We start from the raw sequence: 19767 nt of genomic DNA, 5'->3' as shown, positions 1-19767 counted from the left end.
GCTGCCCGAGCCGAAGCGGAGCTGACGGATTTCTCTCGCCGACGCACGCGATCGGTGGCAGGATCAACGGCCCTCGTTCGGCCTACCTGCCCGGCGTCGCCGCCGTATGATCGCGAGGCCCGCGATGACCGGGCCCACAACGGGCAGCAACAGCGCGACCGCGGACCACGCCACCTTCTCGGCGGTGCGGCGACCTGGATCTCGCCAGAGCACGACGAGAACGACGACGATGAGGACGAGGAGCACGATTCCGACGGCCAGCACGACCACATGTACCGGTGACGACTCGAAGTGCACGTAACCCGACGAGGTTGCGACGGATTCTGCAGGCATATGCGTCATTGCCAGAACCGCCCAGAGGCATTGACGAAGATGGTCGAGGTCTCCTCCCAAGAGACGGGAGAGCCCTTGACCCCCAGAGAGAACTTCCACTTCTGGTAGATGCTTCTTTGGGACGAGCTGCCGTAGTCTCCACAACCGGTGTTCGTGACGTCGTACCCCACCGCCCAGTCGACTTTGCAGATGTGCGAACCCGTGTAACGGCCGTACGTGGCGATCCATACCCGGGATCCGTCGTAGTAGACGCGTCCGTACTGCTCCTCTTGATCCGTACCGTTGTTCTTCCCCTGCTGAAAGGGCGCGGCACGGACGGTACCGGCGACCGCTGCCGCCGAAAGGGCTTCGAACTCCCGAGGCGAAAGAGCGGAGCGCGCCGACGCGACGTCCTTCGAACTCGGATGGGTCTCAGCCCCCACAGCCAAAGTGACCGTGCTCGTGCAGGCCGCAACCTCGCGGCCAGAGCCGCCCCTCGCTTGGACCTTCGCAACGCACTCCGAGCTGGTGACCTTCTGAGACGACACCACCTTCAGCTGCCCCTCCTGAACGGGCGCGGCAGCGGACGCGCTCGTCGCCACCATGAGGGTCGACGAAGCCAGAATCACTGCCGCTACTGCACGGACGACGTATGTCATTCCTTGAGACACATTCACTCCTTCGTGAGAGGTTCGACGATCGCCGTCGGACCGAAGAATCGTAAGGAGCCGATCACACCCCTTTCTCCGGAGCGCTGGTCTGCAAGGCTGGGGCAGCGAGTAAGGGTGATGGCTCACGTCCGTTCGCGTGTGGCGGTTCGGTATCGCGCAGCGCCCGACGGCAAGGACAGAACTTCGCCATACACGTCATCTCCCTACGGATTTGGTTCACCTCCTTCCGTCTCGAGGTCACGATTGGTACCGAGGAAAAAGGCCCGGGGGTTTCACCCCGGCAGCAAGAAGTGGGGCTTTCATGAGCGACGTCGAGATGACCCGCATCCCCGCGGGCACCGTTCTGCGGGGCGACCAGCGGGGCGGTGAGCGGCGTGAGATCACCGTCGCGGACTTCGAGATCGGCGTGTACCCGATCACCGAGGAGCAGCTCGCCGAGCACCTCGGGGTGGCCGCACGGCATCCCCGGCGCCCTGCCGTCGAGGTGAGCTGGTTCCGCGCGATCCGCCTGTGCAACGCGCTGAGCGAGTGGGAGGGACTCGACCCGGTCTACTCGTTCGATGGAGAGGTCGTCGACTGGGATGCCGAGGGCGACGGCTTCCGCCTGCCCACCGAAGACGAGTGGGAGTACGCGTGCCGTGCCGGGGCGACCGGATCGACCTACGGCCATATCCGCGAGATCGGATGGACGGCCGCCGATCGCCTGGGCTCCCCCGTCGACGTGGGCCTGCGTCTGCCCAACCTGCACAGCCTGTTCGACACGCTGGGCAACGTGTCGGAGTGGTGTTGGGACCGCTTCGACCCCGAGGGCGCGAGCGAGACCCGGACGTTCCGCGGCGGCGGCTGGGCCGACAGCGCCGCACAGGTGCGCGCGGCCACGCGGCGCGCCGGTCGTCCTCGCGACGCGTACGACGACGTCGGCGTGCGCGTGGCGCGCGGCGCTCTCAGTCGTCGGTCGTGATGGCCTCGGTGAGCGAACCCAGGAAGTCGTTGATCGTGGAGAGCTGGGCGTCGTCGTACCGCCCGGCGACCGCCCCCATGGCGCCCAGGTGAGCACCGAAGTGCTGGAAGAACTCCCGACGCGACTTCTCGGTCAGAACGACCACACGCGCGCGGCCGTCGGACGGGTGCGGTCGGCGCTCCAGGTGGCCGGACGCGACGAGGCGGTCGATGAGCTTCGTCGTCGACGCGGTCGAGATGCGCAGGTGCGTGGCCACATCGTGCGGACTTACGCTCTGCCCCCGGTATTCGCGGATGGTCAGCATGCGCAGCGTCGCGAGATCGCTCGCGTTCATGTCCATGTCGCCCTTCATGCCGCTGTGCATGCGGTCAAGGGCGTCGCTGAGGGTCTGAACCGCACGTAATGTGTCGGTCACAGCGGGTCGCGTACCAGACGCCGAAGCGGGTTTCCTCACGGTGGACACCCCCTTTCCGGCTGGGTATAGTCGCTGACATCGCTAGCTAAACTAGCAAACAGGAGGCACGATGAGCGAGACCGAATATGTCGTCCTTCTCGATGACTTCGGCAACGAGATCGGCACCGCGCCCAAGGCGAGCGTGCACGACACCGACACCGCATTGCACCTGGCTTTCTCGTGCCACGTCGTCAACGCCGCCGGTGAGGTGCTCGTCACCCGCCGGGCGCTGCACAAGAAGACGTGGCCGGGCGTGTGGACGAACTCCTTCTGCGGGCACCCGGGACCGGCCGAGCCGGTGGTGTCGGCGGTACACCGTCGCGCGGAGTTCGAGGTCGGACTTCCGCTGCGCGACCTCGAACTGGCGCTGCCGCTCTTCCGCTATCGCGCCGTCGACGCCAGCGGCATCGTCGAGCACGAGATCTGCCCCGTCTACATCGCGCGCACCGACGCCGAGCCCCAGCCGAACCCCGACGAGGTCGCCGAGTACCGCTGGGTCGACCCCCTCGAGCTCGCCGCGTCGCTCGAGGCGACTCCCTGGGCATTCAGCCCCTGGCTCGTCCTCCAGGCCCAGCAGCTTCACCTCTTCGACTCCTCTCCCGCCGTGCGGCGCGCCTCATGATCGCTCTGTCGACGACCCCCGTCGCCCGTGAGGGCATCGACGCCGCGATCGAGGCGGCACTGGCCCGCCTCGACAGCCGCGTGGCCGATCTCGGAGACGGAGCCCGGGCGCTGGCATCCGCGATCCGTCGCGCCGCCGAGGGCGGAAAACGCTTCCGTCCCCTGCTCGTCGTCGCCGCCTTCGACACGCTCGACGGCCCCGACATCGCGCGCCCCGCCCTGTTCGAGGTCGCCGCGGCGTTCGAGCTGCTGCACACGGCGTTCGTCGTGCACGACGACGTCATCGACCACGACACCGAGCGCCGCGGCGTCCCCAACGTCGGCGGCGAGTTCCGCCAGCGCGGACTGCGTCGGGGCGCAAATGCCGTGGGCGCGGCCCTACTCGGAGACGCCGCCGCGATCCTCGCCGGCGACCTGCTGCTGCACGAAGCCGGACGCCTGGTCGCCCTCGCCGAGATCCCCGCGCCGATCCGCGCCGAGTTGCTGCGCCTGATCGACGACGCCGTGCTCATCTCGGCGGCCGGCGAGCTGTCCGACGTCGAGAACGCCGTGTCGGGCGGTGAGGTCGACGCCGAGTCCATCCTGCGCACCACCCACGACAAGACCGCCGTGTACTCCTTCTCGGCCCCCCTCGAGGCGGGCGCCGTCATGGCGGGCGCCGACGCGCCGCTCCGACACGCGCTGTCGCGCTTCGGTCAGCGTCTGGGCCTGGGCTACCAGCTCGTCGACGACCTCATCGGTGCGTTCGGCACATCTGCTGACGCGGGCAAGGACGAGGGCGGCGACCTCCGCGAGGCGAAGAAGACCCACCTCATCTCCCTGGCCCGCGAGAGCGAGAACTGGCCCGTCGTCAGCGAGGCCCTGGCGCACGCCCACACCGGCCCGGTGGCGGTGCGCGCCGCGCAGGTGGCGCTGTCGGCATCCGGTGCCCGCGCGCGACTCGAGGATCTCGTGCGCGAGACGCTCGACGAGGCTCGAGGCATCGCCGCCGCCTCCACGCTGCCGCCCGCGTGCCAGTCCATGCTGCTGAACCTCGTCGACGCCGTGCAGGGGCGCATGCCGTGAGCTCCGTCCCCACGGGTCTGGCGCTGTACTCCCAGACCGCCGACGACGCGGCCGCCGCCGTGATCAACAGGTACTCGACGTCGTTCGGCATCGCCGCCCGGCTGCTGGGCGCCCGACCCCGCCCGCACGTGCGCAACATCTACGCCCTCGTGCGCGTCGCCGACGAGATCGTCGACGGTCCCGCCCACGACGCCGGCCTCACGCCCGAGCGGGAGCGCGCTGTGCTCGATGGTCTCGAGACCGAGGTGATGGATGCCATCGCCACCGGCTTCAGCGCCAACCTCGTCGTGCACGCGTTCGCCCGGACCGCGCGGGAATGCGGCATCGGAGCCGACCTCATCGCCCCGTTCTTCGCATCCATGCGCACCGACCTCGACACCGCCGCCCACGACGATCTCTCGCACGACGCGTACGTCTACGGCTCCGCCGAGGTCGTCGGACTGATGTGCCTGCAGGTGTTCCTGAACGCCGGCATGTCGGCGCCCGCCCGCCCCGCGGCCGACCTCGTCGACGGCGCGCGACGCCTCGGCGCCGCCTTCCAAGACGTCAATTTCCTGCGCGACCTCGCCGACGACGCCGACCGACTCGGACGCGACTACCTCGACGGCGCCGCCGACGACGAGCGCCGCATCGCCGTGCTCGACCGCATCGACGCCGACCTGGCGGCCGCCGCCGCCGTCATCCCCACCCTCCCGCCCGACTGCCGCGCGGCGGTGACCACGGCGCACGACCTGTTCGCCGAGCTGTCGCGTCGACTGCGCGCGTCTCCTGCCGGCGCCCCCCGCGTCCGCGTCCCCGACGGTGTCAAAGCCACCCTCGCCGCCCGCGCCCTCCTCGGGCGTCCCCCGAAAGGTTCACGCTCATGAGCGCCCAGCGCATCGTCGTCGTCGGAGGCGGGATCGCCGGACTCGGCACCGCAGCCCTGTTGGCCGACCGGGGTCACCACGTCCAGCTCTTCGAGGCCCGAGACGCCCTCGGCGGCCGAGCGGGGTCGTGGGAGAGTGACGGCTTCCGCTTCGACACGGGCCCCAGCTGGTACCTCATGCCCGAGGTGTTCGACCACTTCTTCCGCCTGCTCGGCACGAGCGCGGCGGAGCAGCTCGACCTCGTGCGCCTCGACCCGGCGTACCGCGTCTACGGCCCTCCCGGGAAGGGCGAGCCCATCGACATCGTCTCGGGACGCGAAGCGGTGCGCGCCCTGTTCGAAGAGCACGAGCCGGGCTCCGGCGACAACATCGACGCCTACCTGGACTCCGCCAAGGACGCCTACGAGCTGTCGACCTCGAAGTTCCTGTACGACCCGTATTCGTCGACGAAGGGCCTGCGCGACCCCGCGCTGGTCAAGCGTCTGCCCACGCTCATCCCGCTGCTCACCCGCACGCTGTGGAAGCGCGTGACGACGGACTTCAAGAACACGCGACTGCAGCAGATCCTCGCCTACCCGGCGGTGTTCCTCGGCGGTTCCCCGTTCGAGGTGCCGAGCCTGTACCACCTCATGAGCCACCTCGACCTCGGCGACGGCGTGCTCTACCCCCGGGGCGGCATGACCGAGATCATCAAGGCCATCGAGCGGCTCGCGCGTGAGCGCGGCGTGCAGATCGAGACCTCGTCGCCAGTGGATGCCATCATCACCGAGTCGGGTGTCGCGCGCGGCGTGCGTCTGGCCGACGGCCGCGTCATCTCGGCGGATGCCGTGGTGTCGGGCGCCGACCTCCACCACACCGAGAACGACCTGCTCGAAGAGAAGGACCGTCAGTACCCCGAGAAGTGGTGGAAGGACAAGGTGCCCAGCCCCGGCGCCCTGCTGCTGCTGCTCGGGGTGAAGGGCGAGCTTCCGCAGCTCACCCACCACACCCTGCTGTTCACCGACGACTGGCACACCAACTTCGACGCGATCTTCGGCGAGAACAAGAAGATCCCCGACCCCGCCTCGATCTACATCTGCCGCCCCAGCGCCTCTGACGACTCCGTGGCACCCGAGGGACACGAGAACCTCTTCGTGCTCGTCCCCGTGCCCGCCGACCCCGTGAGCGGACGCGGAGGCGTCTCGGGAGCCGGCGACGAGCGGATCGAGAAGGCCGCGGACCGTGTCATCGCGCAGATCGCCGAGTGGACCGGCATCCCGGATCTTGCCGAGCGCGTGGTCGTCCGCCGCACGATCGCCCCCGAGGACTTCGCGAACGACCTGCACGCGTGGCACGGCAACTCGCTCGGACTCGCGCACACGCTGAACCAGAGCGCGATCTTCCGACCGAAGAACCGTTCCCGCAAGGTGCGCAACCTGTACTACGCGGGCACCTCGGTGCTTCCGGGGATCGGCCTGCCGATGTGCCTGATCTCGGCGGAGCTCGTGGTCAAGCGCCTGACGGGCGACACCTCCGCCGGTCCCCTCGCAGAGCCCGTGCACACGGCGGTCTGAGGTGCCGGGGATCTACCTGGGCGCGATCCTCTTCTCTTTTGCCGGCATGATCGCGATCGATCTGAAGTTCGGTCTGGCCCTGCGCGTCGCCCCGGTGCGCACCAGTGCCGCGGTATTGCTGTCGACGGCGTTCTTCCTCGTCTGGGACGTCGTCGGCATCGTCACCGGAGTGTTCGTCAAGGGCGAGAGCCCGCTGTTCATCGGGGTCACGCTCGCCCCTCACCTGCCCCTCGAGGAAGTCTTCTTCCTGCTGTTCCTCAGCTACCTGTCGATCGTGATGTTCGCGGTGTTCGAGCGGCGCGCGGCGCGGCGACGGGGGCTCGGCGTCTCGGCGCAGCACCCCGCGGGGGCGCCCGGGGAGCGGCCGTGACGTACCCGCTGATCGTGTTGCCGTTCGTGATCGTCACGGTCCTCGTGACGCTGGCCACGCTCCGGCGTCCGCGTTTCGCCGAGCGCATGGTCTCGTCGGGGCTCACCGCCCTCGTCCTGGTGGGTCTCACCCTCGTGTTCGACAACCTCATGATCGCCGTCGACCTGTTCTCGTACCCCGAGGAGCACCTGAGCGGGCTGCGTCTCGGCCTCGCCCCGATCGAGGACTTCGCGTACCCGCTGTGCGCCGCGTTCCTCGTGCCCGCGGTGTACACCCTGCTGTCGTCGCGGTCTCCGTCGCCGCAGCCCTCACCCTCGCGTTCGTCGCGGAAGGACCCCGCATGACCACCCCCGCCGCCCTTACCCCCGCGCACGTGCTGCGCGAGCTGTTCGTGTCCTCGCGGCCGGTGAGCTGGATCAACACCGCCTTCCCCTTCGCCGCGGCGTACCTGCTCACGACCCGGCAGATCGACGCCCCGCTCATCGTCGGCGCGATCTTCTTCCTCGTGCCGTACAACCTCGCGATGTACGGGGTGAACGACGTCTTCGACTACGAGTCCGACCTGCGCAACCCGCGCAAGGGCGGCACCCACGGCGCCGTGCTCGACAAGCGCATGCACCGCATCACCCTGTGGGCCTCGGCGCTGTCGTGCGTGCCGTTCGTGGTGTACCTCGTCGCCATCGGATCGCCGCTGTCGTGGCTCGTGCTGGCCACCAGCCTGTTCTTCGTCGTGTTCTACTCCGCCCCTCCCCTGCGGCTGAAGGAGCGCCCGTTCGCCGACTCGATGACGAGCAGCATCCACTTCTTCTCGCCCGCCGTGTACGGCCTCGTGCTCGCCGGGGCGACGTGGACCTGGCAGCTCGTCGCCGTGCTTGTCGCCTTCGCGCTGTGGGGCATCGCCTCGCACGCCTTCGGCGCCGTGCAGGACGTCGAAGCCGACCGCGCCGCCGACATCTCGTCGATCGCCACGGCGCGCGGCGCCCGCTGGACCGTGCGCTTCGCACTCGTCGCCTACGCCCTGGCCGGAGTCGCCATGCTGCTCACCGCGTGGCCGGGGCCGCTGGCCGCCGTGCTCGTCATCCCGTACCTCGTCGTCTGCTGGCCGTACCGCAACGTCACCGATGCCGAGAGCGACCGCGCCACCGCCGGATGGAACCGCTTCCTCTGGCTCAACCAGATCGCCGGCTTCGGCACGACGATGCTGCTGATCTGGTGGTGGTTCCTGAGCGCCTGACGCGTCGCGGGCGCCGCGCTCCGCCGCGCGTCCGTCCGCGTGCGCGAACGGGTGCGGGGGTGGCGGCACCCCCACCGTTGAGTGTCCAAGACACGCCGTTACGGGCCGGGGTATTGCGGCGTGTCGTGGACACTCAACAGGGTGGGCGGGGCGGTGAGCGTGGCGCGGGGAGCGGTCAGCGTGGCGTCGCGGTCGGCAGCGCGGCTGTCACCGCGCATGAACGGGCCCGGGATGCCGGCACCCCACCGTTGAGTGTCCGAGACACGCCGTTGCGGGCCGGGGTGATGCGGCGTGTCGTGGACACTCGACGGGGTGGGCAGCGCGTAAAGCGCGGCGCGGGGAGCGTGGCGTCGCAGTCGGCAGCGCGACCGTCACCGGGCACGATCGGCGCGGGATGCCGGCACCCCACCGTCGAGTGTCCAAGACACGCCGTTGCGGGCCGGGGTGATGCGGCGTGTTATGGACACTCAACAGGGTGGTGAGCGCGAGGAGCGGGGCACGGTGAGCGCGGCGCGGTGAGCGCGGCGTCGCTGCCGTCACCGCGCACGGGCGGGCCCCGGATGCCGGCATCCCACCGTCGAGTGTCCAAGACACGCCGCTGCAAGCCGCGGTGATGCGGCGTTTTATGGACACTCAACAGGGTGGTGAGCGCGAGGAGCGGGGCGCGGAGAGCGCGGCACGGTGAGCGCGGCGTCGCTGCCGTCACCGCACATGAACGGGCCCGGGATGCCAGCACCCCACCGTCCAGTGTCCAAGACACGCCGACCCGGGCCGAGGCGACGCGGCGTGTCGTGGACACTCAACGGGGGTGCGCGGCGGGAACGACGACGCCGGCGCCCCGCGTGAGCGGAGCGCCGGCGTCGGTGAGCGGAATCAGCCCGCGGGGGTGGCCTCGGGGGTCGGGGTCGCCGACGGGTCGAGCGACACCGTGCCGCCCTGGCCTTCGCTCTCGAGGTCGAGCAGGCGCTGGACGGCCGCGGTGAGGCGGGCGTCCTGCGTCGCGAAGGCCGCGAGGTCTCCGCTCGTCAACGCCGACTGACGCGCTTCGAGGGCACTGCGTGCCTCGGCCAGCGCGGCCGCGTAGTCACCGGCCGGAACCGTCGGGGTGGTGCCCCCGGTGTTCCCGGTGCCGTCGCCCTGGTCGGTCGGGGTGACCGTCTCGTCGCCGGTGTTGGCTCCGGAGTCACCGCCGAACAGGGTGTCGAGCGCTTCGCTCAGGGTGTTCTCGAACGCGATCTTGTTACCGAACGCCACGAGGACTCGCCGCAGCTGCGGGAGCTTGGTGTCACCCGACGACTGCACGAACACCGGCTGCACGTAGAGCAGACCGCCGCCGACCGGGAGGGTCAGCAGGTTGCCGTTGAGCACCTGCGACTGTCCCTGTTTCAGGATGTTGATCTGCGACGACACGTTGGTGTCGGAGTCGAACGTGTTCTGCACCTGTCCGGGTCCGGGCACCGTGGTCGACGAATCGATCACCAGCATGCGCAATCGGCCGTAGTCGTCGCGCTTCGTCCCCTTCTGATCGCCCGCGTTCGAGTCGACGGCGAGGTAGCCCGTCAACACGTTTCGAGCCTGCCCGCCCTGCGAGGCTGGGATGAAGCTCGTGAACATCGAGTAAGACGGGTCGTCCTGGCTCGGCATCTTCATGGTCAGGTAGTACGGCGGCTGGAAGGCGGCCGGGTCCTGCGGGTCGTTCGGCGTCGTCCACCGGTTGTCCTGCTGGAAGAAGGAGCGCGCGTCGTCGACGTGGTAGACGCCGAGCATCGAGCGCTGCACCTTCATGAGGTCGGTGGGATACCGCACGTGGCTCATGAGATCGGCGGACATGTCGGTCCACGGCTTGATCGTCGTGGGGTAGATGTTCTGCCATGCCTTGAGCAGCGGGTCTTCGTCGTCCCAGGCGTAGAGGCTCACGGAACCGTCGTACGCGTCGACCGTGGCCTTCACCGAGTTGCGGATGTAGTTGATGTCATCCAGCGCGTAGGTGGGGGCCGGGTTGTTCGAGTCCGCGATGGCCTGCGACAGCGACACGCCCGACGAGTAGGGGTAGTTCGCGCTCGTGGTGTAGCCGTCGATGACCCACTTGATGCGTCCGTCGACGACCGTGGGGTACGGGTCGCTGTCGAGGGTCAGGTAGGGCGCGAGCTTCTGCACGCGCTCCTTCGGGTTGCGGTCGTACAGGATCTGCGACTCGGAGTTGACGTAGTCCGAGAACAGGATCTGCTCGGACTGGAACTTCAGCGCGTAGATGAGCCGGTTGAACACGTTGCCGACGCTCGGTCCGCCGTCGCCGGCGAAGGTCGTGCGGGTCTCGCTGCCCCCGTCGGCACCCAGCGGGTAGTCGAGCTCGATCTGCTCACCGCCCTCTTCTCCACCCACGATCGAGTACGCCGGCGACTGCTCGCCGAAGTACACGCGCGGCTCGTACTTGAGGTCGGTGAGGAAACCGGTGCCGGGGATGGCCTGCTCGAGGAAGACCGGGTCGCCGTCGGCGGTGCGCTCGTTGCCCGCCGCCGCCACCATGCCGTAGCCGTGGGTGTAGACGAGGGTCGTGTTCTGCCACGATGCGGCATCGCCCAGCTGACCGATGTTCAGCTCGCGCAGCGACACGACGGTGTCCTGCGTCTGGCCGTCGATCGTGTACCGGTCGACGTCGAGCGGGGTGTTGAACTGGTAGTACGCGCGATACTGCTCGAGCTGACGCACGGTGGGGCCGATGATCGCGGGGTCCATGATGCGCAGCTGCGCGGTGGACTCGGCGTCGTTGCGCAGCTGACCGGCCTGGGCCTGCGTCTCGGCCTGGAAGTCTTCTTTCTCGACACCGTCGATGCCGTACGCGGCCTTCGTCCCATCGAGGTTGCGTTGGTAGTACTGGCTCTCGAGGGCGAGCTCGTTCGGGCGCACCTGGAAGGTGTTCACCGCCCACGGGATCGCGGCACCGACGACGATCGCCGAGACGACCAGCAGCGCGGTGGCGATGAGCGGGTAGCGCCAGCGGCCGATGAAAGCCGTGACGAAGAACGCCGCCGCGACGATGACCGCCGCGATCGCCAGGATCGTCTGTCCGGGGATAACGGCGTTGGCACCGACGTAACCCGGTCCGGTGATGCGCTCCGACGGCTCGACGAGCGTGCGGAAGCGGTCGAGCCAGAGGCTCGCACCCTGCAGCAGCAGGTAGACACCGGCGAGGATCGCGAGCTGGATGCGCGCGGCCTTCGAGATGCGCAGTTCGCGCTGACCGACCCGCACCGAGCCGTAGAGGTACGACACCACGGCGGTGAGCAGCAGGCTGACGAGCACGACGGCCGAGGCGAAGCCGAGCGCGGCCGCGTAGAACGGCATCCCGAATAGGTAGAAGCCGGTGTCGAGGCCGAACTGGGGGTCGGTGACCGAGGTGGCGACCCCGTTGAACCACAGCCAGGTGGTCTCCCACTGGGCGGATGCCGCGAACCCGGCGAAGAAGCCGAAGAAGATCGGGATGCCCCACATCGCCAGGCGGCGCAGCGGCTCGACGACCTCCTGGTAGCGGTCGAGCTGCGAGCTCAGACGCGCGTAGACGGGGCGGAGTCGGTAAGCGAGCTGGATGACGCCCCACACAGGCACCGCCATCGCGAGGAAGCCCACGACGAACATCACGGTGCGCCCGATCCACTGGGTGGTCAGCACCTCCGTGAAGCCGAGCTGGGCGAACCACAGCCAATCGGAGTACAGGTTCGCGAAGACGAAGAAGGCGACGAGGAGAGCTGCGATCACCGCCAGGGTGATCGAGATGATCCGTCGTGAGCGGTTCGGGGGCGTGGCCTGGTTCGGCGCTGAGGTCGTGGTCACTCCCCCATCCTAGGCGCGCCCTTCTCGGGGTACGCCGTGAATGCTACGATCCCGAACCACACGTCGGGAGGGCGTCGAGATCGCCTCCGTCGCGGATCGTCTGGAGCACCGTGAGCGACTCCTGGAGCGTCGAGGTGGAGAACACCCGGATGCCGTCGGGCACGTGGCCGACGACCTCGTTGCAGTTCGCCGCGGGTGCGAGGAACCAGGTGGCCCCGGCATCCCGTGCTCCGTAGAGCTTCTGCCGGATGCCGCCGATGGGTCCCACGTTGCCGTCGGCGTCGATCGTGCCGGTGCCGGCGATGTGTTGTCCGCCCGTGAGGTCGCCCGGGGACATCTTGTCGATGATGCCGAGGGCGAACATCATGCCGGCGCTCGGGCCGCCCACGTCGTTCAGCTGGATCTTGACGTCGACGGGGAGGTCGAACGAGAGCATGAGGCCGACGCCCAGCAGGTACTGCTGCTGACCGTTGACGTCGGTCTGGCGCGGGGTGATCTCGACCGTCCCGGCTGCGCCGTCGCGCTCGTAGCCGATCGTCACCGGCGCACCGGCGGCTGCCTGCACCGCCGCGCGCACGGCGTCGACGTTCGGCGCCGTGACGCCGTCGACCGTGGTGAGGACGTCGTTCTGCTGCAGCAGGCCGGCCGCCGCACCCGAGTCGTCGACGGTTGCGACGGCGATCTGCTGCGGCACGTCGTAGCCCAGCGCCCGCAGCGCCGCGGCCGAGGACTCGACCTGCGAGTCGGTCATGAGGGCGGCGTTCTCGGTGTTGCGCTGCTCGGTCGTCTGCCCGGCGGGGAAGATGCGGTCGATCGGCACCACGGCGCGCGAGCGGTCGAACCAGGCCAGCGCGAGCTCGATCCACGACGGTGTGCGCTCGCGGTTGCCGCTGACCTGCACGGTGAGCAGGTCGAGCTGACCGGTGGAGGTGTCGTCGTCCTCGTCGGGCACGCTGATCAGCGGCACCTCCTCGCCCTCGGCGTTGGTCGAGGTGCCGAGGGTGTCGAACACGGGGCCGGGCTGCTGGATGACGTACGCCGACGGCAGGAAGGTCATCACGAACAGCAGGATCACGGCGATCGCGAGCGACCACAGGCCCGCGACGGTGCTGCGCCGCCACCGCTGCGGCGATGCGGGCACGACGGAGGCGTTGTCGTCGAACAGGGTCACGGTCTCAATCCTTTGCCGGGTCGTTCGCGCGCGGCGTAAGCGGCGAGGAGCCGTGCCGGGGGAAGCGGGGAAGCGTGCGACTAGCGTAGGTCGTGATCCCGATGACCCGGCTGAAAGGCGGCTGAAGTGGCAGACGACGACCGAGGCGCCGACGACCGGAGCCCCGAAGAAGAGTTCCAGGAACTCATGCGTCGCCTCATGTCGGGCGACACCAGCGGCATCGACCCCGAGCAGTTGTCGCGCCTCTCGGGCATGCAGATCGACCCGGCCATGCTGCAGCAGGTGATGAACCAACTGCAGGGCGCTTTCGCCGGCACGCAGGAGGGCGTCGACTGGAGCCTCGCCGAACGCCAGGCCCTGCACATCGCCAACCAGGACGGCCTCGGCGTGTCGACGGGTCAGCGCACCGACATCGACCAGGCGTTCACGCTCGCCGGTCTCTGGCTCGGCGAAGCGACGACCATCTCGGACCTTCCGCGTCCCCCGCGCGTGGTCACCCGCGGCGCCTGGGTGAGCGCGACCCTGCCCCTCTGGCAGGAGCTCGCCGAACCCGTCGCGACCAGCATCGCCGACGCGTTGACCGAGGCCCTCGGCCAGCAAGCGCCCGACGACATGCAAGAGATGATCGCGGGCGCCGGGCGGCTCATGCGCACGGTCGGCGGTTCTCTCTTCGCCACCCAGCTCGGGCACGTCGTCGGTCGCCTGTCGACCGAGGTCGTCGGCGGCGGCGATGTCGGCATCCCGGTCATGCCCGAGGGCGACGCGGCGATCCTGCCGCAGAACTTCGCGGACTTCGGTCTCGATCTCGAGATCCCCGACGACCAGCTCGCGCTGTACCTCGCCACGCGCGAGCTCGCGCACGCCCGCCTCTTCCGGCACGCCCGGTGGCTGCGGCTGCACGTCATCGCGCAGGTGCGCGACTTCGCCCACGGCATCCGCGTCGACACCGACGCCCTCGAAGACCTCGCCTCGCGCTTCGATCCGTCGCAGCCCGAAGAGCTGCGCGGCGCGCTCGAGAGCGGCGCGCTGCTGCCGGCGCGTTCCGAGGAGCAGACGGCGGCGTTGACGCGTCTCGAGAACCTCCTGGCGACGATCGAGGGCTGGGTCGACGTCGTCACCGAAGACGCCACCTCGCGCCTCCCGTCGGCGGCGCGCATCGCCGAGGCCGTGCGTCGACGCCGTGCCGTGGGCGGGCCCGCCGAGCAGGCGCTCGGTTCGCTCGTCGGGCTCGAACTGCGTCCGCGTCGCATGCGCGAGGCCGCCGCGATGTGGCGCTCCGTCACCGACGCCGTGGGCGTCGCCGGACGCGACGCGCTGTGGGACTACCCCGACCTCATGCCGTCGGCCGACGACATCGACGACCCCGCCGCCCTCATCGCCCGTCTGACCGCCGCATCACGGGGCGAAGCGGCTCCCTCGGATGCCATGGACGACGCTCTCGCCCAGCTCATCGCCGAAGAGACCAGCGGCGACGGTCGCGACGGGGCGACGGATGCCGATTCCTCGGCGGACGAGGCCCTCCCCGGCGACGTGCTCCCGGGCGATGTGCTCCCCGGCGACGTGCTCCCCGACGACGCGCGACGCGACGACGACCGGCGCGACGACGACGGCACCCCGGGCGACCAGCGCCCCGTCTGATCGGCTCGGCTCGGGTCGGCCGTCGCGCCGACCCGAGCATCGGTTACCCGTCCCGTCCTCCCCACGCGCGATCCGGCGAGGATGGCTGGGGATAACGGCATCCGGGGTCATCGCCTGCGTCATGCTCGGGCGATGATCAGACTCGACCCCTCCGCTCCCCCGCTCTGGCGCCCCGACGGCAGCGTGCAGTTCGGCGCTCCGGCGATCGCGCGCATCCCCCGCGCCGACGCCTGGGTCGACGCCTGCGTCGCCGCCCTCGAAGAGGGCACGACGACCCCGGCCCTGCGCGCCCTGACACGTGTGCACGGCGGAACCGATCACGATGCCGACGCCCTGCTCGCGCAGGTCTCACCGGCGTTGCGCCGCGCTCGGCGTCACGCGCCGTTCGTGCTCCAGGCCGGCGACGACCTGTCCGCACGGGCGGTGCAGGCGGTGCTCGCGGCGCTCCCGCCCCGCACGCGCCTGATCGCCTGGGCGGGGCGCGTGACCGAGCCCGTCCCGCGGGGGACGCGGGTCGTCGTGCTCGCGTCGCACCGTGTCGATCCCCGCCGCGCGGCGATGTACGTGCGCGACGACGTCGTGCATCTGCCGCTCGTGCTCGACGGTGCGAGCGCCACCGTCGGCCCCGTCATCGCCCCCGGGCGCACCGCGTGCCTCGCATGCCTCGACGCCGTGACCCGCCACCACGACGAGCAATGGCCGACGCTCGCCGCGCAGTTGCTCGCGCGGCCCAGACCCGACGTCGACGCGGCGCTGGCTGCCGAGGCCGGACGCGCGGCGCGCTCGCTGCTCAGCTCGCCGATCGCCGAGACGACGCGGTCGGTGCGGCTGCGCGTCGATTCGTTCCGGCGGGTCTGGCAGCTGCATCGACCGAGTGCAGACTGCCACTGCCGATCTCTCGAAGGAACCTCGACGGCGAGCGTTCCATCCGGCCGCGTCCCCGTGCCCAGCTGACCGAGAGCGTGCGCGCGGCACGGGTGACCCCGACGTAGGCGAGTCGACGTTCTTCGTCGACGGCCTCGAAGGTCTTCGCGTACGAGATCGGCAGCAGGCCCTCGCTCACCCCCACGAGGTAGACGTGATCCCATTCCAGACCCTTGGCCGCGTGCAGCGTCGCCAGCGTCACCGTGCGCGTCGTCGGCTCGTGCTGGTCGCGCGCGCGCGCCTGCAGGTCGTCGGTGAACGCGCGGAGGTCCATGTCGTCCGGGGCCTCTTCGGCCAGGCGCAGCAGCGCCGCCCGTGCCTCCCACGCTTCGCGGAGGGCGCCCCCGGCCTCGGGGGGATCATCGGTGAGCCCCATGCCGCGCAGAACGTCACGGACCGTGGCGTGGAAGCCCGTCTCCAGCGGCGCCACCGATGCCGCGCGCAGGGCCATGAGCGCCTGCCGCACCTCGGGGAGGTCGAAGAACTTGCGCCCGCCCAGGACGGATGCCGCCACTCCCACCGCCGACAGCGCCGACAGCAGCGCCGCCGACTGCGCGTGCGAGCGGTACAGCACGGCGATGTCGTGCGGATCGACGCCGCGCTTCATCGAATCGGCGATGGATCGGGCCACGGCCGTGGCCTCGGCTTCGTCATCGTCGAACCCGCGGACGGTGGGGACGACCGCCTCGTCGTCGCGGGCGGCGACCAGTTCGAGAGCGCCCGCGCGGCCGCGCATGAGGTCGTTCGCGACGGCCAGCACCGGCGCACTGGAGCGATAGTTGCGTTCCAGGCGCACCACGCGCGCGTCGTCGTGGGTCCGCTCGAAGTCGAGCAGGTAGCGGGCATCGGCCCCGGTGAACGAATACACCGTCTGACTGGCATCGCCGACGACGCACAGGTCGCGGCGGTCGCCCAGCCACAGCTCGAGCAGGCGGTTCTGAAGGGGCGAGACGTCCTGATACTCGTCGACGGTGAAGTGCCGGTACTGCTCGCGGACGGCGGCGGCCACCCGCGGCTCCGCCTCGATCATGCCCGCGCAGGTGAGCAGCACGTCTTCGAAGTCCATCTGACGCCGCTCGTCCTTGAGCTTCTCGTACGCCCGCTGCAACGCGACCACCTGATCGACCCCGAGTCGACCGACGCCCTCGGGGCGCTCCGCGGCGTACTGCTCGACCGAGCGCAGGGTCACTTTGCGCCACTCGATCGAGGCGGCCACATCCCGCAGGGTCGCGGTGTCGGGCGCCAGCCCCACCCCGTCGGCGGCGTGCGCGAGCATGCGCACCTTGTTGTCGATGATCGAGGGCGCCTGGTCGCCCGCGAGGGTAGGCCAGAAGAAGTTCACCTGAGCCAACGCCGCGGCGTGGAACGTCCGCGCCGAGACGCCCGTCACCCCGAGCGCCCGCAGCCGCCCCCGCATCTCGCCCGCCGCCTTCGAGGTGAAGGTGACCGCCATGACCCGCTGAGGCGAGTAGGCGCCCGTGTCGACGCCGTGCGCGATACGCCGGGTGATGACGCGGGTCTTGCCTGTCCCCGCGCCCGCGAGGACGCACACCGGTCCGCGCAGCGCGCGCGCCGCCTCCAGCTGGTGCTCGTCGAGTCCGTCGAGGGGGCCGGTCACGCGTCGCCCCGAACCCAGCCGTCGATCAGACGCCGGGCGATGGAGGCGGGTCCGGGCAGCTGCACCGATCCCTCGCCGCGCAGGGCGGCGGCGATCTCGCCGCGGTCGAACCAGCGCACCTCGACGATCTCGTCGCCGTCGGGTCGGGCCTCGTCGACGTCGACGGCCCGGGCCCGGAAGCCCAGCATGAGCGACCGCGGATACGGCCAGGCCTGGGAGCCGCGATACGCGATGTCGCGCAGGCGCACACCCGATTCCTCGGTGACCTCGCGCTCCACCGTCTCTTCGAGCGACTCCCCCGCCTCGCCGAAGCCCGCGAAGCACGAATACCGGTCCCCACCCCAGGCCGCGTTCGCGCCGAGCAGCACGCGGTCGTCGTTCTCGCCGCCGGTGACCAGCACGATCACCGCCGGGTCGGTGCGGGGGAAGTGCTGGCGGCCGCACGAGGGGCAGTGGCGCGACCATCCGGCCTGTCCGAGCAGGGTGCGGGCGCCGCAGGCCGGGCAGAACGGCGCATCGCGCAGCCAGCCGGCCAGAGCCACGGCCGTCGTGAGCACCTCGGCCTCGGCAGCGGGCAGATAGCCTCCCCCGGTGCGCAGCGCCATCCACGCGGCGTCCGGGATGCCGTCGAGCTCGGCGTCGTCGGCGAGTACGGCCAGGAGCACCCCCGCACCGTCGGCCGTCCTGCCCAGGAACGCCCACTCGAGCGCCTCGTCGACTTCGGGCACGCTCACCAGTCGCAGGTGAGCGTCGGCGACGGGCGCCGCATCACGTCGGACGGCCAGCACGCGCGTATCGGCCGCCTCACGCAGGGAGTCGAGCAGATCGACGCGATCCCGCTCGATCGCCGATCGGTCGAAGGCCGAGTCGATCGGGTGGTCGAGCGACGTGTGATCGTGCGGCGAAGACGCGGGAAGCGGCATCGAACACCTCTCTCAAGGGCGTGGCGCGGGCGGGTGGGCGAGGGCCCGACCTACCCTGGGGGCATGGCACGCTCGCCCCTCATTTTAGCCGCGTCGGCGACGGCGGCACTGCCGCGCACCGCCATCACCCGCGTCAGCATCCTGACCGAGAACGCCGGCGGGAGGTTCGACACCGCCCTGGCGCGTACCGACGACGGACGGGAGCTCGTCGTGCGTATGCCGGCCGGCGACGACGACGGCGCCGACCTCGCCGCCGAGGCGCGCGCGCTTCACGCGCTCACCCCTGGTGTGCGTGCCCTGCTGCCCTTCGCGGTCCCCGAGGTCGCCGGCGAGAGCGGATCCGGCGCCCAGCGCGTGCTCGTGGTCGGGCACATCGACGGCTATCGCATCGACCCCGCGCACCTGCCCAAGGGCCCGGGGTACGCACCGGCGATCGGCGCTGCCCTGGCCGCCGTGCACGCCCTGCCCGTGTCGATCGTGCGCACCGACGGCCTGCCCGTGCGCTCCGCCGATCAGACGCGCGACGACGTCCGGCGCCTCCTCGACCGCGCCGATGCCACCGGCCGGGTCAGCGACGGCCTCATGCTGCGCTGGCGCCGCGCTCTCGAGGTCGACGACCTCTGGCGGTTCGAAGCGGCGGTCGTGCTCGGCGGCGCGACGAGCTCGTCGATCCTGCTCACCGACGACGACGACGGCGTGCCGCATGTCGTCGGCCTGCTGGACTGGGCGGGATTGAACGTGGGCGACCCCGCGGTCGACCTGCGCTGGCTCGCCTCGGCCCCGCTGGCCACCGATGACGTCTACGCCGGTTACGCCTCCGGTGCGGAGCGCTCCCCCGACCCCCTGCTGCGCGAACGCGCGCGCCTGTACGCCGAACTGGAGTTCGCGCGCTGGCTCGTGCACGGCCACGACGCGGGGGAAGCCGACGTCGTCGCCGACGCCGTCGCCCTTCTCGACGCCCTCGCCGAGGGTGTGCGCGGAGACCACATCGTCCCCGACTCGCGCAGCGACATCGACGACGCCCTCGCCCTGGTCGAGAGCGTGCCCCCCCTGTCGGCGCCCGGGTCGGTCGACACCTCGATGCAGACCGACGCCTACGACCCCGAGGCGCTCTCGCTCTACCTCTCGGCCGAACGCGATCGGGCCGCGGCGGCCGAGGCCCTCGCCGACGCACTCGCCGCCGACCAGGATCCGGATGCCGAGACGGGGGCCCTCTCGTTCGCCCCGCCCGCCCCCAGCTCCACGGACGAGTTCTCCTCACCCGAGCCCGGCGCGACCGAGCCGATCGATCTCGACGGGTGGACCGAGACGCCCGGCACCGCGCCCGGACTAGCGCACGCGGGAGCCGCCGAGCAGGCGAACGTCTCACCCGCCGCCGCACACGGCGACGGCGCGCTCCCCGGCTGGGCTCGGCACGACGAGCCGGCGCTGCGGAACGGTGACGTAGACACCGACCACGACGACACCGACCACGATGACGAGGAAGACGCTGCGCGCGCCAGCCGTGCGGCCCTCCGCCGCTGGGGGGTTTCGGGCGACGGGGCCTGACGCGCTC

17 protein-coding genes are annotated in these 19767 nt (G+C 70.6%); 10 read left to right on the top strand and 7 right to left on the bottom strand.

The genetic code is table 11. From position 1 onward, the window contains the following. Positions 1-63: 63 nt before the first annotated feature. Positions 64-333 carry a PLDc N-terminal domain-containing protein gene (locus BJP65_RS16845; RefSeq protein ID WP_181015950.1) on the bottom strand — a complete coding sequence of 90 codons (270 nt, stop codon included), beginning with the start codon at positions 331-333 and terminating at the stop codon, positions 64-66. 5 nt (positions 334-338) lie between these two features. Further along, the gene (locus BJP65_RS16840) at positions 339-971 is read right to left on the bottom strand and encodes a hypothetical protein (RefSeq protein WP_181015949.1); all 633 of its coding nucleotides are present in this window, start codon (positions 969-971) and stop codon (positions 339-341) included. A gap of 313 nt (positions 972-1284) precedes the next feature. Between BJP65_RS16840 and BJP65_RS15615 the strand changes: the two genes are divergently transcribed. After that, a complete protein-coding gene (locus BJP65_RS15615; protein WP_070409718.1) occupies positions 1285-1944 on the top strand; it encodes an SUMF1/EgtB/PvdO family nonheme iron enzyme in 660 nt (219 codons plus the stop codon). On the opposite strand, the gene BJP65_RS15610 is transcribed toward BJP65_RS15615, so the two are convergent. Next, positions 1928-2359 (bottom strand): MarR family transcriptional regulator, encoded by a 432-nt coding sequence (locus tag BJP65_RS15610; protein WP_308447285.1) that lies wholly within the window; start codon positions 2357-2359, stop codon positions 1928-1930. The genes BJP65_RS15615 and BJP65_RS15610 overlap by 17 nt on opposite strands. Before the next feature lie 109 nt (positions 2360-2468). Here BJP65_RS15610 and idi point away from each other — a divergent pair, with 109 nt between their 5' ends. Genes idi through BJP65_RS15575 form a run of 7 tightly spaced genes read left to right on the top strand, consistent with a single transcriptional unit; the run spans position 2469 to position 8107 of the window. Continuing rightward, complete coding sequence (idi, locus tag BJP65_RS15605) at positions 2469-3020, top strand: isopentenyl-diphosphate Delta-isomerase (RefSeq protein WP_070409717.1); 552 nt, start codon at positions 2469-2471, stop codon at positions 3018-3020. Further along, a complete protein-coding gene (locus BJP65_RS15600; RefSeq protein WP_055836298.1) occupies positions 3017-4084 on the top strand; it encodes a polyprenyl synthetase family protein in 1068 nt (355 codons plus the stop codon). The genes idi and BJP65_RS15600 overlap by 4 nt, the downstream gene beginning before the upstream one ends. Then, positions 4081-4950, top strand: a complete 870-nt coding sequence (locus BJP65_RS15595; protein WP_055836296.1) for a squalene/phytoene synthase family protein — start codon at positions 4081-4083, stop codon at positions 4948-4950. Before BJP65_RS15600 ends, BJP65_RS15595 begins: the two co-directional genes overlap by 4 nt. Next, positions 4947-6503 (top strand): phytoene desaturase family protein, encoded by a 1557-nt coding sequence (gene crtI / locus BJP65_RS15590; protein ID WP_070409716.1) that lies wholly within the window; start codon positions 4947-4949, stop codon positions 6501-6503. Before BJP65_RS15595 ends, crtI begins: the two co-directional genes overlap by 4 nt. 1 nt (position 6504) lies before the next feature. Further along, a complete protein-coding gene (locus tag BJP65_RS15585; RefSeq protein WP_070409715.1) occupies positions 6505-6873 on the top strand; it encodes a lycopene cyclase domain-containing protein in 369 nt (122 codons plus the stop codon). Next, positions 6870-7217, top strand: a complete 348-nt coding sequence (locus BJP65_RS15580; protein ID WP_070409714.1) for a lycopene cyclase domain-containing protein — start codon at positions 6870-6872, stop codon at positions 7215-7217. The genes BJP65_RS15585 and BJP65_RS15580 overlap by 4 nt, the downstream gene beginning before the upstream one ends. Further along, on the top strand, positions 7214-8107 hold the full coding sequence (locus BJP65_RS15575; RefSeq protein ID WP_070409713.1) for a prenyltransferase: 894 nt from the start codon (positions 7214-7216) through the stop codon (positions 8105-8107). Before BJP65_RS15580 ends, BJP65_RS15575 begins: the two co-directional genes overlap by 4 nt. An 873-nt stretch (positions 8108-8980) precedes the next feature. Here BJP65_RS15575 and BJP65_RS15570 read toward each other — a convergent pair. Together BJP65_RS15570 and BJP65_RS15565 are read right to left on the bottom strand one after the other, a co-directional pair. Beyond that, positions 8981-11938, bottom strand: coding sequence for a UPF0182 family protein (locus tag BJP65_RS15570; protein ID WP_083285898.1), 2958 nt, complete (start codon positions 11936-11938; stop codon positions 8981-8983). A 43-nt stretch (positions 11939-11981) separates the two neighbouring features. Continuing rightward, positions 11982-13109 (bottom strand): PDZ domain-containing protein, encoded by a 1128-nt coding sequence (locus BJP65_RS15565; RefSeq protein WP_055939654.1) that lies wholly within the window; start codon positions 13107-13109, stop codon positions 11982-11984. Positions 13110-13295: 186 nt separating this feature from the next. Between BJP65_RS15565 and BJP65_RS15560 the strand changes: the two genes are divergently transcribed. Further along, entirely contained in the window at positions 13296-14747 is a 1452-nt protein-coding gene (locus tag BJP65_RS15560) for a zinc-dependent metalloprotease (protein WP_070410063.1), read from the top strand. A gap of 790 nt (positions 14748-15537) precedes the next feature. On the opposite strand, the gene BJP65_RS15550 is transcribed toward BJP65_RS15560, so the two are convergent. Both BJP65_RS15550 and nudC read right to left on the bottom strand, forming a co-directional pair. Then, entirely contained in the window at positions 15538-17289 is a 1752-nt protein-coding gene (locus BJP65_RS15550) for an ATP-dependent helicase (protein ID WP_070409711.1), read from the bottom strand. Continuing rightward, positions 17286-18212 carry an NAD(+) diphosphatase gene (gene nudC, locus BJP65_RS15545; RefSeq protein ID WP_083285896.1) on the bottom strand — a complete coding sequence of 309 codons (927 nt, stop codon included), beginning with the start codon at positions 18210-18212 and terminating at the stop codon, positions 17286-17288. Before nudC ends, BJP65_RS15550 begins: the two co-directional genes overlap by 4 nt. 63 nt (positions 18213-18275) lie before the next feature. Here nudC and BJP65_RS15540 point away from each other — a divergent pair, with 63 nt between their 5' ends. Beyond that, positions 18276-19760 carry a phosphotransferase gene (locus BJP65_RS15540; RefSeq protein WP_070409710.1) on the top strand — a complete coding sequence of 495 codons (1485 nt, stop codon included), beginning with the start codon at positions 18276-18278 and terminating at the stop codon, positions 19758-19760. Positions 19761-19767 lie beyond the last annotated feature (7 nt).

It is taken from the genome of Microbacterium sp. BH-3-3-3 (genome assembly GCF_001792815.1).
GTDB lineage: Bacteria > Actinomycetota > Actinomycetes > Actinomycetales > Microbacteriaceae > Microbacterium.
This window is presented reverse-complemented; position numbering and strand designations above follow the sequence as displayed.

Bases quoted from the DNA above. Each gene is read 5' to 3' on its own strand.
- idi (WP_070409717.1), top strand. From the start codon at position 2,469: ATGAGCGAGACCGAATATGTCGTCCTTCTCGATGACTTCGGCAACGAG.
- BJP65_RS15540 (WP_070409710.1), top strand. From the start codon at position 18,276: ATGGCACGCTCGCCCCTCATTTTAGCCGCGTCGGCGACGGCGGCACTG.
- BJP65_RS15600 (WP_055836298.1), top strand. From the start codon at position 3,017: ATGATCGCTCTGTCGACGACCCCCGTCGCCCGTGAGGGCATCGACGCC.
- BJP65_RS16840 (WP_181015949.1), bottom strand. From the start codon at position 971: ATGACATACGTCGTCCGTGCAGTAGCGGCAGTGATTCTGGCTTCGTCG.
- crtI (WP_070409716.1), top strand. From the start codon at position 4,947: ATGAGCGCCCAGCGCATCGTCGTCGTCGGAGGCGGGATCGCCGGACTC.
- BJP65_RS15575 (WP_070409713.1), top strand. From the start codon at position 7,214: ATGACCACCCCCGCCGCCCTTACCCCCGCGCACGTGCTGCGCGAGCTG.
- nudC (WP_083285896.1), bottom strand. From the start codon at position 18,212: ATGCCGCTTCCCGCGTCTTCGCCGCACGATCACACGTCGCTCGACCAC.
- BJP65_RS15615 (WP_070409718.1), top strand. From the start codon at position 1,285: ATGAGCGACGTCGAGATGACCCGCATCCCCGCGGGCACCGTTCTGCGG.
- BJP65_RS16845 (WP_181015950.1), bottom strand. From the start codon at position 333: ATGCCTGCAGAATCCGTCGCAACCTCGTCGGGTTACGTGCACTTCGAG.
- BJP65_RS15560 (WP_070410063.1), top strand. From the start codon at position 13,296: ATGCGTCGCCTCATGTCGGGCGACACCAGCGGCATCGACCCCGAGCAG.